General features: G+C 35.2%; 13 protein-coding genes and 1 other RNA gene. 11 read left to right on the forward strand and 3 right to left on the reverse strand.

Going from position 1 to position 13,233, the window contains the following annotated elements:
* Positions 1-6 precede the first annotated feature (6 nt).
* From glp to mnmH, 3 genes are all read left to right on the forward strand, one after another.
* The gene (gene glp, locus RBQ61_RS04880) at positions 7-1,242 is read left to right on the forward strand and encodes a gephyrin-like molybdotransferase Glp (protein WP_308139391.1); all 1,236 of its coding nucleotides are present in this window, start codon (positions 7-9) and stop codon (positions 1,240-1,242) included.
* On the forward strand, positions 1,239-1,730 hold the full coding sequence (gene mobB, locus RBQ61_RS04885) for a molybdopterin-guanine dinucleotide biosynthesis protein B (protein ID WP_308139392.1): 492 nt from the start codon (positions 1,239-1,241) through the stop codon (positions 1,728-1,730). Before glp ends, mobB begins: the two co-directional genes overlap by 4 nt.
* Positions 1,731-1,941: 211 nt before the next feature.
* Positions 1,942-2,979, forward strand: a complete 1,038-nt coding sequence (mnmH, locus tag RBQ61_RS04890) for a tRNA 2-selenouridine(34) synthase MnmH (protein ID WP_308139393.1) — start codon at positions 1,942-1,944, stop codon at positions 2,977-2,979.
* A gap of 12 nt (positions 2,980-2,991) precedes the next feature.
* On the opposite strand, the gene RBQ61_RS04895 is transcribed toward mnmH, so the two are convergent.
* Positions 2,992-3,531, reverse strand: a complete 540-nt coding sequence (locus tag RBQ61_RS04895) for a GNAT family N-acetyltransferase (protein WP_308139394.1) — start codon at positions 3,529-3,531, stop codon at positions 2,992-2,994.
* A 253-nt stretch (positions 3,532-3,784) separates the two neighbouring features.
* Between RBQ61_RS04895 and RBQ61_RS04900 the strand changes: the two genes are divergently transcribed.
* The 3 genes from RBQ61_RS04900 to RBQ61_RS04910 all read left to right on the forward strand — a co-directional run bounded on the left by RBQ61_RS04900 (position 3,785) and on the right by RBQ61_RS04910 (position 6,036).
* Positions 3,785-4,438, forward strand: a complete 654-nt coding sequence (locus tag RBQ61_RS04900) for a thymidine kinase (RefSeq protein ID WP_308139395.1) — start codon at positions 3,785-3,787, stop codon at positions 4,436-4,438.
* Positions 4,439-4,513: 75 nt separating this feature from the next.
* Positions 4,514-4,786, forward strand: coding sequence for a YaaL family protein (locus tag RBQ61_RS04905; RefSeq protein ID WP_308139396.1), 273 nt, complete (start codon positions 4,514-4,516; stop codon positions 4,784-4,786).
* Between the two features lie 230 nt (positions 4,787-5,016).
* Positions 5,017-6,036 carry an acyltransferase gene (locus RBQ61_RS04910; protein ID WP_308139397.1) on the forward strand — a complete coding sequence of 340 codons (1,020 nt, stop codon included), beginning with the start codon at positions 5,017-5,019 and terminating at the stop codon, positions 6,034-6,036.
* A gap of 37 nt (positions 6,037-6,073) precedes the next feature.
* On the opposite strand, the gene RBQ61_RS04915 is transcribed toward RBQ61_RS04910, so the two are convergent.
* Positions 6,074-6,637: a hydrolase gene (locus RBQ61_RS04915; RefSeq protein WP_308139398.1), complete on the reverse strand. Its 564-nt coding sequence runs from the start codon at positions 6,635-6,637 to the stop codon at positions 6,074-6,076.
* A 280-nt stretch (positions 6,638-6,917) separates the two neighbouring features.
* On the opposite strand from RBQ61_RS04915, the gene RBQ61_RS04920 reads away from it, so the two are divergent.
* From RBQ61_RS04920 to RBQ61_RS04935, 4 genes are all read left to right on the forward strand, one after another.
* Complete coding sequence (locus RBQ61_RS04920) at positions 6,918-7,994, forward strand: hypothetical protein (protein WP_308139399.1); 1,077 nt, start codon at positions 6,918-6,920, stop codon at positions 7,992-7,994.
* A 144-nt stretch (positions 7,995-8,138) separates the two neighbouring features.
* Positions 8,139-8,400, forward strand: an RNA gene (ffs, locus tag RBQ61_RS04925) — signal recognition particle sRNA large type.
* A gap of 392 nt (positions 8,401-8,792) precedes the next feature.
* Positions 8,793-9,959, forward strand: coding sequence for a hypothetical protein (locus RBQ61_RS04930; protein ID WP_308139400.1), 1,167 nt, complete (start codon positions 8,793-8,795; stop codon positions 9,957-9,959).
* A gap of 27 nt (positions 9,960-9,986) precedes the next feature.
* A complete protein-coding gene (locus tag RBQ61_RS04935) occupies positions 9,987-11,159 on the forward strand; it encodes a M20 family metallopeptidase (RefSeq protein ID WP_308139401.1) in 1,173 nt (390 codons plus the stop codon).
* Between the two features lie 68 nt (positions 11,160-11,227).
* On the opposite strand, the gene RBQ61_RS04940 is transcribed toward RBQ61_RS04935, so the two are convergent.
* Positions 11,228-12,430, reverse strand: coding sequence for a M20 family metallopeptidase (locus RBQ61_RS04940; protein ID WP_308139402.1), 1,203 nt, complete (start codon positions 12,428-12,430; stop codon positions 11,228-11,230).
* A 269-nt stretch (positions 12,431-12,699) separates the two neighbouring features.
* Here RBQ61_RS04940 and RBQ61_RS04945 point away from each other — a divergent pair, with 269 nt between their 5' ends.
* Positions 12,700-13,218 (forward strand): ECF transporter S component, encoded by a 519-nt coding sequence (locus tag RBQ61_RS04945; RefSeq protein ID WP_308139403.1) that lies wholly within the window; start codon positions 12,700-12,702, stop codon positions 13,216-13,218.
* The last annotated feature ends 15 nt before the right edge of the window (positions 13,219-13,233 follow it).

Raw genomic sequence — 13,233 nt, forward strand, 5'->3', positions numbered from 1 at the left:
GTTTATATGCAGCAGAATATATCTGTGGAACAAGCAAAATCAATTATTTTAGACGGTAGGGAAAAAACGGACATTATTGAAATCCCTATTTTGGAATCATTGGGGCATGTGCTGGCAAATGATGTGAAATCACACATGGATATGCCGCCTTTTGACAGGTCTCCTTTAGATGGATACGCATTGATGTCTGAAGATACAAAAGATGCAAGTATAGAAAGGCCGGTGGTATTAGATGTAATAGATTATGTTCCGGCAGGATATGTAAGCTCAAAGAAGGTAAAAAATGGTCAGGCAATAAGGATTATGACCGGGGCAAAAATTCCAGAAGGAGCAGATATAGTAATAAAATACGAAGATACAGAATTTACGAAAGAAGATGTGAAAATATTTAGTTATACAAAATCCGGAGCCAATATTGTAAGAAGAGGGGAAGATATAAAGTGCGGAGAAACTGTATTGGCAAAAGGAAAGGTTATTCAACCGGCAGATATAGGGATATTAGCTACGCTGGGAATGAGCAAAGTGCAGGTGTACGCAAAATTAAAAATTGGGATTCTTGCGACTGGGGATGAACTTGTTGAAGTTGATAAAAAACTTGATGAAGGGAAAATAAGGAACAGCAATTCATATACTCTTGCGGCTCAAATAATTAGAAGCGGTGGAGATCCTGAAATATTAGGAATATGCAAGGATGATATCGGCGAAATATCTGAAAAATTAAAAAGTGCTTTAGAAAAATATGACATGATTATAACAACAGGTGGAGTATCTGTTGGAGATGCAGATTTGGTAAAAGAAGCTTTTAAGAAGATAGGGGCAGAAATATTATTTTGGAAAGTGCAAGTAAAACCAGGTTCACCTATTACGGTAGCCAAGTACAATAATAAATTTCTCTTTGGTTTGTCGGGAAATCCGGCTGCTGCCAGCATAACATTTGAACAGTTTGTCCGACCAGCGGTTCTAAGCTTAATGGGAAGAGAAAATGTGGATCTTATTAAAGTGAAGTCTGTTTTAAAGAGTAATTTTAATAAAATTAGAAATCACAGCCGGTATGTAAGGGCAGTTACTTACTATAAAGACGGAGGATTTTTTACATTGTTGCCTGATAAGCACAGCTCCGGAGTTTTATCATCATTGTCTGGTATAAATTCTTTGCTTTTAATAAAGGCAGGGGAAGGCCCTTACAAATCGGGAGACATAATAGAGGTAGAACTGCTAAGTAAGCCAGAGGTAGTAGTATGATACCTGTAATTTCTGTTGTGGGAGCTGAATCAAATGTGGGAAAAACAACGGTTATTTGCAAGATAATAAGGGAGCTTAAATTAAGAAATTATAAAGTCGCAACTATAAAGCATCACAAAGGCGATTTTGATATAGACTATCCTGAAAAGGATACATGGAAACATTATGATTCAGGCGCTGATACGGTTATTATTTCTTCGCCTGTAAAATTAGCACGAATAGAGCGCAGGTCTGAAGAATATAAGCTGGATGAAATTATAAGCGGAATAAGTAACGTTGATATTATTATAACGGAAGGATATAAAACCTGTCATAAGCATAAAATTGAAGTAGCGAGAAAGTGCTTTTCTCAGAAGATAATTTCAAAAGAAACAGAACTGTTTGCAGTTGTAACGGATTTTTATGTTAAAAGTAACATTCCAAGGTTTTCACACGATGATATAAAGGAACTGGTAGATTTAATTGAAGAAAAATTTTTAAATGAATAATGAAAAGTTAGGAGAACAATGGTTTTTAAAGGCATTTTCTCCTTTTTTTATGAATATTTGCGCAAAGAGCAACTGCACTTTAAGTAAATAATCCATAAAGAATATTTGGCTTCGCATAAAAAATATGATAAATTTCTTTAAATAGTATAAAATTATGTTATAATATAATCTTAATTAGACATACATTATACATTAAGGAAAGGAACTTAAATTGAACACAGTAAGTTATAAAGATGCAAAAAATAAATATTTTTTTATTGATGTAAGAAGTCCAGCAGAATATAAAGCCGATACCATAACAGGTTCTGTAAACATACCTTTGCTGAACGATGAAGAAAGAAAAGAGGTTGGTACCACATATGTGCAGGTAGGAAAAACGGAAGCCAAAAGGCTTGGCGTAAAACTTATATCATCGAGACTGCCTGACATATTTGAGCAGGTGCTGGAATTAAAGTTTAAGCATAATAATTTAGCGGCATTCTGTGCAAGGGGAGGCTATAGGAGCTCATTTATATGTGCTTCATTCAGTTCAGTAGGAATTCCGCTGTTTCAGTTGGAAGGAGGATATAAAAGCTACCGCAAAGAGGTGATAAGTTCTATTCCAAAACTGAATGAGAAGACAACATACATTGTATTAAATGGAAATACCGGAGTGGGTAAAACCGATATACTGTACGGATTAAAAAAGCTTGGATGCTCCATACTTGACTTGGAAGGAGCTGCAAACCACAGAGGCTCTATTTTTGGAAGCATAGGTATAGGTGAATGCAATACGCAAAAGAAATTTGAAACAAATATTTACGACCAGTTGGTTGAAGCTGAAGGCAAATATGTATTTGTTGAAGCTGAAAGCCAGAAGATAGGAAAAGTTACACTACCTAAATGCATATCAGAAAAAATGAAACAAGGCATACAAGTGTTTGTTGATGCAGACATGGAACACAGAATAAAAAGCCTTAAAAAAGATTACACTTTAGATGATTCGTGGATTAGTGAATCTATTAAGGCTATGGATTATCTAAAAAGATATATAGCAAGAGAAAAGATTGAAATGCTTAAGCAGGAAGTAATAAAGGGTAACTTTGACAATGTAGCAAGAGAACTTATGGAAAAATATTACGACCCAATGTACAATTTTAAATCAGGCAAATTAAATTATGCTGCGTCATTTCACAACGAAGCAGGCACGGACAATGTGTCAGACAAAATGTTTATGTGGTACAGGGGATTACAAATGTCAACGGTTTAGCAATTATAAGGATTATTCTTTCAGAAATTCTTCCCTCTTTATTGAGTAGAGATTCATAGTTCTATTATCAGGCCAATCAACCTTGTTTTTATACCTTAGCCCGATATAATTCAGAATGTGTTCAGACGCGGTGTTCAATGAATCAACCGCCGCGGATATTTCATCAAAATCTAAATTATTAAATCCATATGAAAGTATTTTTTTAGTGGCTTCTTTAGCATAGCCTTTTTTCCAATAAGGCTTTGCGAATCCGAAGACCATCTCAATACCTCTGATCGCATCACTATGTTTAAAACCGCAGTAGCCAATATATTTATTTGTGTTTTTTTCTATTACAGAAAATACATAATTGCTATTAATTCCGAAAGTATTGATTTTTTTAAAATAACTGCTCAATTCATTTTCATATGACTGCTTTGTTATACCTCCCGTATATTTCATAACATCTCTGTTGCATTTCATCTTTATAACTTCAGGGAAATCATCCATACTGGGATTTTTTATTATAAGTCTTTTAGTTTCTATAAATATATTTTGAATTGGATCTATCATTTTTAAACCTCAAAAACAAGTTTGCTATATTATAAACAAATATAGCAGGTATTGCAATATTAAATTAAGAATTAAATTAATATAAAATTATAGTTATCTATTATTATCCGTTAATGGATATATTTGAAAATATTGTATAAATGGACTATTTGTGTTATAATGTCTTGTTTTGATTGATGGAATTTATTATCAGATGACTGAGAAGTTCATCTGTTCTAAGGAAATTCAGAACTAGGAAGATAGGGAGGACAATATGGCACAGCTTTACTATAGATATAGTACCATGGGTGCGGGAAAAAGCATAGAGGTTCAAAAAGTTGCATTCAATTATGAAGAAAAGGGACAAAATCCGTTGATATTTACATCTGGTTTGGATGACAGATATGCGGAATCAGGAATTGTTGCTTCGCGCATAGGGTTGCAACGAAAAGCGATATCGGTAAATGATGAAATGAATATTTTTGATATTGTAAAGAAATACAATGACCTGTTCAGAGTGGATGCTGTTATAATTGACGAATGTCAATTTTTAAAGAAACATCATATAATGGAACTTACTGACGTTGTCGACGATTTAAATATACCGGTCATGTGTTATGGCTTGAAATCAGATTTTAAAAATGAATTGTTTGAAGGATCATACTGGCTTTTGGCAATGTCTGATAAAATAGAAGAAATTAAAACGGTATGTTGGTGCGGCAAAAAGGCTATCGCCAATGCGCGCCTCATTGACGGAAAGGTTGTTTATGAGGGAGAACAAATTTTTGTCGGTGGAAATGAAAGCTACACAGCCTTGTGCAGAAAGCATTATAAAAAAGGGCTGGTTATGCCGTATCATGAAGAATCCAAAGACTTAATAACAAGATATGAGAGGTTGTCTAAAGAAGAAAAAGACAGCAATGAATAATATATTTTAACATTATGGAATATTATGAATAAAAAGGAATCTCCTGTTTATAATGTAATATAGGAGGTTTTTACTATGAGCAGTATTTCTAAAAATGATAAAAAAATAAAATTAATGAATATCAAAAATATTTTTTACAACTCTAAAGTAAGAAGCAGCAATGATAAAAATGACTTATATGCAAATTTAGAAAGTGCAAGGAAAGAGTGGGAAGAAGCAAAAAATATTTTTGAAAACGTATCAGAGCCTGATTTAGTTGATTATGCTATTTATAATGTAGAAGCAGCTGAAAAGAAATATATCTATTTGTTGAGACAGATAAAAAACGAAGAATCAGCTGCTAATTAAACTTAAAGGTGTAAAAAGGTGTAAACTTTTTGTTTGCGCCGTTATTTTTGCTAATTTAAAGGATGAAGTTATTTTGTTGGAGTATTGATATAGCTTAATTTGGCAATTGTTTACATAAAAAAATATTACCATTTGCAAATGCACCGGGCTCATGTTAAACTAAACGAAAAAAGAATTAGAAAGTATGTGATTAAATGATATCGTCCTTAAGTAAGGCGGAAATTAGTAAAATGAAAGAAGACAAGCTTTATGAACTTGATTACATGAGGTTTATTGCATGTCTTGCGGTAATTATTGTTCATATAACTGCAACGGGAGTGACCGGATACATTCACGGAAGCTTTCCACATATAATGGTATTGATACTAAATAGAAGTTTAAAGTTTACAACACCTATCTTTATTTTTTTGAGCGGTGTTACCAGCTTCTACAGTTATCGAAAAAAAGAATTTAAACTTTTTCAGTTTATAAAAAAAAGGCTGAAGAAGGTTCTTGTAGCATATTTTTTTTGGTGTGTGGTATATTATTTGGCGTATATTAAGTTAGGGTTTTACACGTTTGATATTAAGTTTTTTTCGAAAAACGTGATTTTAGGAACAATGTCATACCACCTTTATTTTGTAATAATAATAGCGCAGATGTACATTGTTGGCCCGATTTTTTATAAATTGCTTAAAAATTCTGATAAAAAGGTTGTCATATTAATTGTATCGGCACTGGTGACGATGCTTTGTGCTGAATTTATCAGATTTAAATATGCGGATAGAATCTTTTTGAAATATATGTTTTTCTATATGCTTGGAATATTTGTGACATTGGAGTATGACAGGTACATGGCATGGATAAATAAGTACAAATTAATAATTACAGCGGGATATGTAGCTGCTTCTGCAGTATACACATATGTTTCGTTCAACGATATGTCCACATATATTTATGCGTGGTTTGTTTTTTCAGTATTTTCAGTTTTCTTTGTATATGTTGTAGGACTTGTTATGAAAAAATACATGGCAAAAATATATAGTTTTATCAAGTTGTTCGGTCAAAGCTCGTACTATATTTATCTAATGCATCCGCTGGTGCTTACAATGGCAATAATGTATGCCGATAGCCATGGAATACTGTCAATTACATCAAGGCTTATTATCTATTCACTGACAGTGATTCCAATAACAATTATATTTTGTCTGGTTTTTACCGCAGCAAAAAACAAAATAAAGAAAAGCAAAAAAGCGGCATTAGCCGCTTAGCTAGCATGAAAGGGTGTTGAAACTTCAACGCTCTTTTTTAATTATTTGAGGCTTTTTCGTACTCTCTCATTGCTAAAATTGTTTGCTGAAATAAATTATCCAGCTCCCATCCAAGCATTTCGGCTCCCTGTTTAATTGCATCTCTTGAACATCCGGCAGCAAAGCTTGAGGTTTTGAATTTTTTCTTTAATGATTTTAATCCCAGATCTGATACGCTTTTTGAAGGCCTCATTAATGCTACAGCCCCTATTAAACCTGTAAGTTCATCAATGGCAAACAGAACTTTTTCCATTTGGTGTTCAGGTTTTGCGGTTGTTTCAGTCAGTCCGTAACCGTGGCTTGCTACGGCATGTATGATTTTTTCATCAATTCCTTTTTCGGCCATTATTTCCTGAACCTTTACGCAATGTTCCTCAGGATACATTTCAAAGTCCAAGTCATGCAGAAGTCCTACTATTCCCCAAAATTCTGCTTCATCTTCATAACCTAAATTCTTGGCAAAATACTCCATTACAAAACCTACGGTTTCGGCATGCTGTAAATGAAATTCTTCCTTATTATATTCCTTAAGTAATTTCCAGGCTTCTTCTTTTGTAATCATTTTAGTTCCTCCTTAATTATTAATTATATAAATTTAATTTTAACTTATCATACAAAATATGTCCATAATTTTTATAAGGTTATATATTATATTTCTGCATATAGCTTATTTATTAGAAATACAGGAAAATTTTAAGCTATGTATATATGAAGTTAGGTCAAACTAATAATGGAAATAAATAGCCGTTGACTACATAAAAACATTTTGTTAAAATCGTACATAATAAAAAGATATAAACAACTGTTTATATATGAAACTTTTTTAATATATGGAGGGAAAAATGAAAAAATTAATAGCGATATTATTAGTTCTGCTGATGTCATTATTTGCATTTGCAGGATGCACTAAAGAAGAACCAAAAGAGGAAAATCCAATTATTGAGGAACCGACTAACGAGGAATCAGGAGACAAAGAGGTTTTGGCGGAAAATGCTGTTAAAACCGGCTTAGCAGTTGTAACTTCAGTAGCAAAATCAAAAGATGCAACAGCTGATGCAGAGGGCTTAGGACAATCTGACTCTGTGGTAGTTGCTGTTACAGTTGATAAAGATGGAAAAGTTGTTAAGGCTGCTATTGATACTGCACAAACTAAGATAAATTTTTCAGCAGATGGAAAGATTACTTCTGACCTGACTGCTGTGTATAAATCTAAACAGGAACTTAAAGAAGAATACGGAATGAAAGGCGCGTCTTCTTTAGAAAAGGAATGGTACGAGCAAGCAAATGCCCTTGCTGATTATTTTGTCGGAAAGACCACAGAAGAAATAAAAGCGATACCGACTGATGATGCAGGTGTTACAACTGATGCTGATTTGGTTTCTTCAGTAACGATTAAAATTAATGATTACAAAGCAGCGGCTGAAAAGGCTATAGCTAGTGCTCAAGATTTAGGAGCAACGGATGAAGATACCTTAGGATTAGGTGTTTTGACAACTGTAGCAAAATCAAAAGATGCAGCTGCAGATGCTGAGGGACAGACTCAGGCTTATTCAACATATGCTGCAACTACATTTGATGCAGAAGGAAAGATTACAAGCTCAATTATTGATTCATCACAGGCTACTGTTAAGTTTGATTCTGAAGGAAAAATAACTTCTGATATAACTGCACCTGTAAAGACTAAGGTTGAGTTGGGAGATGAATACGGAATGAAAGGCGCATCTCAAATTAAAAAAGAATGGTTTGAACAGGCAGAGGCCTTTTCAGAATATACCATAGGAAAAACTGCTGAAGAAGTGGCAGGGACTGAAGTGGATGAAGAGGGAACCGCAACTGATGCAGATTTGGTATCATCAGTAACAATTGGAATTGAAGGATTTCTTGAAGTAATTGCTAAATCTGCAGCCAACGCAAAATAAATAGACATTATTAAAGCTTCGATGTTTAACATCGAAGCTTTAGTTTTTGTACAAACAAAAAGGTTTTTTGAATCTTAAGGTAAACTATTCACTTACAAATTATTTACATTGACATAAAAATTTATTTATGTTATTATTCTTATGCTGTGCTACATGGGGAGGTAGCGGTGCCCTGTACTTGCAATCCGCTGTAGCAAGGTGGAATTCCCTCTCTAGGCTTATATTGTGAGGGCTGACTTTTTTAAGTGGCGTTGATAACCCGGTCTCGTGCAATGAGACCCCGTGAACCCTGTCAGGTCCGGAAGGAAGCAGCAGTAAGCGGATCGTCTCGTGTGACGCGAGGGCGCCGGGTTAGAGTTAACTGTAAGAGTACGCTTGTGATATAATGTCGAAAGAGGGTGCACAGCACTTTATTAATAAAATAAGTAATTTTATGACCATAAGGCAGAAATGCATATGGTTTTTTTATTTTATAGCGACATTGGGTAGGTTTGTGATTGTAATATGTACATATGGTTGAGTTAAAATCAAATAACAATACAAAAACTTTAAAAAATATAATTTTTCTATTGATGTTTTTATACAAGTGGTGATATAATGTGACTCAATATATTTTAAATTAAATCATGTGATTTCAATGCTTGTGTACGCTTAATAAAGTCATGGAAATGTTATCTGCACTAAAATTGAGTACAATTTTATTAAAGGTGCTCGTAATATTATGCATTATATATGCGAACAAAATAAAGTGATATTTATTGATGCACATACAAGAAGAAACACAAAAGGAGGAATATTATGAATGGTTTAGTAGCACTTTTAGTAGTTTTTGTTGCATTTGCTGTTGGGGATTTTGTATCATATAAGACAAAAGCAACATTTTCAATGCTGTTTACAACAGCGATAATTTTTCTTGTGGCGTTTTGGTTAGGACTTCCGGCTACAGTTTTTAGTGATTCTGGTCTTTTAACAGTAGGAATACTTACTATGTCACTGTTGCTTGTTAACATGGGTACATTAATAAGTCTGAATGAATTGGCTAAACAGTGGAAAACAGTGTTGATAGCAATATCAGCAGTTGTAGGAATTGGAGTTTTTGTATATATGGTAGGCGGAATTGTTTTTGGGAAGCAAATGGCAGCGGCAGCAGCTCCGCCAATTTCAGGCGGTGTTGTAGCTGCATTGATTGTAAGTGAAGTGGCAAAGGCTAAAGCACTTGAAAGTGTTGCCGTGTTTGCTACACTTTTACTAGTTACACAAACTTTCTTTGGAACGCCGGTTGCATCATATTGCTTAAAAAAAGAAGCGAGAATAGTTCTTGACAACCACAGTGTTAATGCGGAATCAGAAAAAAAAGAAGACTCTATAGAAGAAGGAAAGAAGAAATTAATTCCTGAATTAAAAAAAGAACTTCGCACAAATTCACTGCTGCTTGCAAAACTTGCTTTAGTAGCATTTTTGGCTACAAAGGTATCGGAGTTGACAAACGGTACGATCAATGCACTTATAGTTTGCTTAATATTTGGTGTTATTGCAAGCGAAATTGGATTCCTTGAAAAGGATCCTATGACCATGGCAAATTCACAGGGATTTGTTATGATAGCTCTGCTGACTGTCATATTTAACAATCTTTCATCAGCAACTCCGCAAATGCTGATGTCATTGATTGGTCCGATACTTGGATGCCTGTTGCTGGGTGTTATAGGATTCAGCATATTTGCAGGAGTTGTTGGTAAGATACTGGGCATGGACATATATATGTCTATTGCTATTGGGGCATCTGCTTTATTTGGATTCCCAGGAACATTTATAATTCCTAATGAGGTTGCTTCGGTGGTTGGTAAAAATGAGGAAGAGAAGAATATTATTCTGGAGGAAATACTTCCAAAAATGATAATTGCAGGCTTTGTCACAGTATCTATAGCTTCTGTTGGCCTTGCCGGAGTAATGTCAAAATTAATATAAACAACATTTGAATAAAAGGAGTATGAAATGAATATACAGGAACTTTCAAAAAAATATGCGCAGTATGTAGTTAATATGAGAAGAGAATTTCATATGAATCCTGAAATAAGCATGCATGAGGAAAGAACAGCACGAAGGATAGCAGAGGAGCTGACAAAGATGGGCATACCATGCAAACCAATTGCAGGGACAGGTGTGCTGGGTATAATAAAGGGCAATCATGAAGGAAAAACAATAGCTTTGAGAGCTGATATCGATGCTCTAGAAATTACTGAAAAGAACAATGTCGAATATAAATCCCAAACTGACGGCGTGATGCATGCATGCGGCCATGACTGCCATGCGGCTATGCTTCTGGGTGCGGCAGCCATACTTAATGAGATTAAAGATGAAATAAAAGGAACTGTAAAATTGATGTTCCAGCCTGGCGAAGAAGTTGCTCAGGGAGCTAAAAAAATGATAGAAGAAGGGGCTTTAGACGGAGTCGACGAAGTATTCGGAATGCATGTAATGGGCCATCTCCCTGCAGGAAAAATTGCTATAGGAGCAGGAGCAAGAATGGCATCCGCAGATTCTTTCAAAATTACCGTAAAGGGAACTGGTGGTCACGGGTCTATGCCTAACCTTGCAGTTGATGCGCTGCTTGCAGCTTCTGCAATAGTAATGAACTTGCAGTCAATAGCAAGCAGAGAAGTATCGCCGATGGATACTGTTGTTGTAAGTGTTGGAAAACTGATTTCTGGTACAAGGTTTAACATAATTGCCGATGAAGCCGTTATGGAAGGAACAACAAGGTGCTTCAGCTATGAAGTTAGAGATAAGCTTCCGGAAATGATAAAAAGAATAGCAGAATCTACTGCCGCAACTTACAGAGCTAAAGCTGAACTGGAATATAAACTATTAACAGCACCAACTATAAATGATGAAAAGTCTACGGAAAGAGTAGAAAAGTCGATTAAAAAAATAATGTCTGAGGATGCAGTAATAGAGATGCAAAAGATGCCCGGCGCAGAGGATTTTTCAGAGTATCTTGAAAAGGTTCCGGGAACTTTTGTACTGGTTGGGACAGCTAATGAAGCTAAAAACACATGCTTTGCAAACCATCATCCTAACTTTGATGTTGATGAAGATATGCTGCATTACGGATCTGCGCTGTATACACAGTATGCAACTGACTATCTTAATGAAGTTGAAAAGTAAAGCTTGAAATTAAATTTAATACAAAATATCGCCGGATAATATTTTCCGGCGATATTTATTTTAGATATTTATTTGCTTAGTCTCAGCCATTCAATAGCGGTATTGGCATAGACTGCAGAACCTATGTAGAAAACATCCTCATCAAAATTTACCTTTGGATGGTGTTGAGGGTACGGGTATCCTTGCTCAGGAGAGCCTCCGCCTAAAGCCATCATAACTGAAGGAACTCTTTCGCTGATATAACCGAAGTCTTCGGAACCGGTCATTTTCCCTCCTGGGAATGCTGTATCAAATGCTTTGACAGCTTCTTTTCCCAATAAATCTACATTGATTTTATGCACTTGTTCATAGAGCTCTGGGTTGTTATAAACAGAAGGGCATTCCATTCTATATTCAACATTTGCTTCTGCTCTGAAAGTTGAGGCTGTTCCTTTTGAAATTTCAACAACTCTATTTTTCATATGTTCTCTTTCTTTTTCGTCAAATGCCCTGATACTTCCCTGAATAAATGCAGTATCTGGAATTATATTTGACGCATTTCCTCCGTGCATCTGTCCGATAGTAATAACAGTTGTGCTTGAAGGAGGTACTTCTCTTGAAATAATTTCCTGAAGTGAAATATGTATATGAGCAGCTACATTCAGTGGATCCACAGAATTGTTAGGCATTGCCCCATGACCGCCCTTACCTTTAATATCTATATGGAACATGTCTCCTGATGAAGTTACATATCCTCCATTAGGTACAAGCAGAGATCCAGCAGGTACCGGCATGCCGGAAAAGATATGGATCATAATTGCAGCATCCACCTTTGGGTTCTCAAGCACACCTGCTTCAATCATTGATTTTGCTCCAGACAGCTGTTCTTCAGCTGGTTGAAACATGAGCTTAACTGTTCCTTCAAGCTCATCTTCGTGGCTCTTTAAAATTTGAGCAGCTCCAAGCAGCATTGAAGCGTGGACGTCATGGCCGCAGGCATGCATATTTTTTGTTGTTGATTTATATTCAAGCCCATTTTCTTCAAGTATGGGCAGAGCATCCATATCTGCTCTCAATAAAATAGTGGGGCCTTTCTTTTTTCCGCCGGCTAGAGCTACAATTGCTGAATCGGTAATAACCTGAGGTTCATAGCCCATTTCTTTCAGTCTGTTTACTAAATATTCGGAAGTAATCGGCAAGTCATGCCCCAGTTCAGCATTCTGATGCAAATACCTTCTGTCCTTTACTATTACTTCCTGCAGTGTTTTAGCTTCATCTAAAACATTTTTCATTGTATCACCCCTTAGTTTGTCTGATAATTAGCACTTATTATAAAGCATTATCTATAAAAAGTCAAAAACATTTATAAATTTTAATAGTCTTTTTTTATTTGGAAGCATTTTTGCTTTAATTTTCCATTGGGCAGGTAAAGTAGATAGATTTTTATACATATAAAATAAAATACATCTGTACACTATATAAAACAATAAACTGTATCTTTTCAAGGGTACAGATAAGATTATAATTAAGATATAAATAATATTAAAAAGGGAGGTAAAGTATGGAAGATAAGAAAATAAAAGAATTAGTATACACATCTCTGCTTGCGGCATTGGTTTGCGTTGCAACATTTATTATAAAGGTACCTTCGCCTGTAACAAATGGGTATACTCATTTAGGAGATGGATTCATATTTATTGCTGTACTGTTGCTAGGCAAGAAAAATGGAGCGTGGGCAGGAGCAATAGGAGCTTCTTTGGCAGATATTATCGGCGGCTATAGTTTTTATGCAGTACCAACATTTATAATTAAAGGAATAATGGCATTGATCATGGGTACAGTTGCTGAAAAACTGCCTGGAGGAATGAAGCATAAATGGGTTGCAGGAGCTTTAGCGGGAAGTGTATGGCAGATATTTGCCTACTATGTTGTAGGTTCTGTGATGGTTGGAAGCTTTATTTCAACAATAAGCGAAATTCCAGGCAACTCTATCCAATCGGCAGCCGGAATTATTTCTGCTACGTTATTTATGGCGGTGTTTAAACATACACCAATAGGCAGAGATATGTTGGAATGTTAGGTTAAAAAAATGAAC

The organism is Sedimentibacter sp. MB35-C1 (assembly GCF_030913635.1).
Taxonomy (GTDB): Bacteria; Bacillota; Clostridia; order Tissierellales; family Sedimentibacteraceae; genus Sedimentibacter.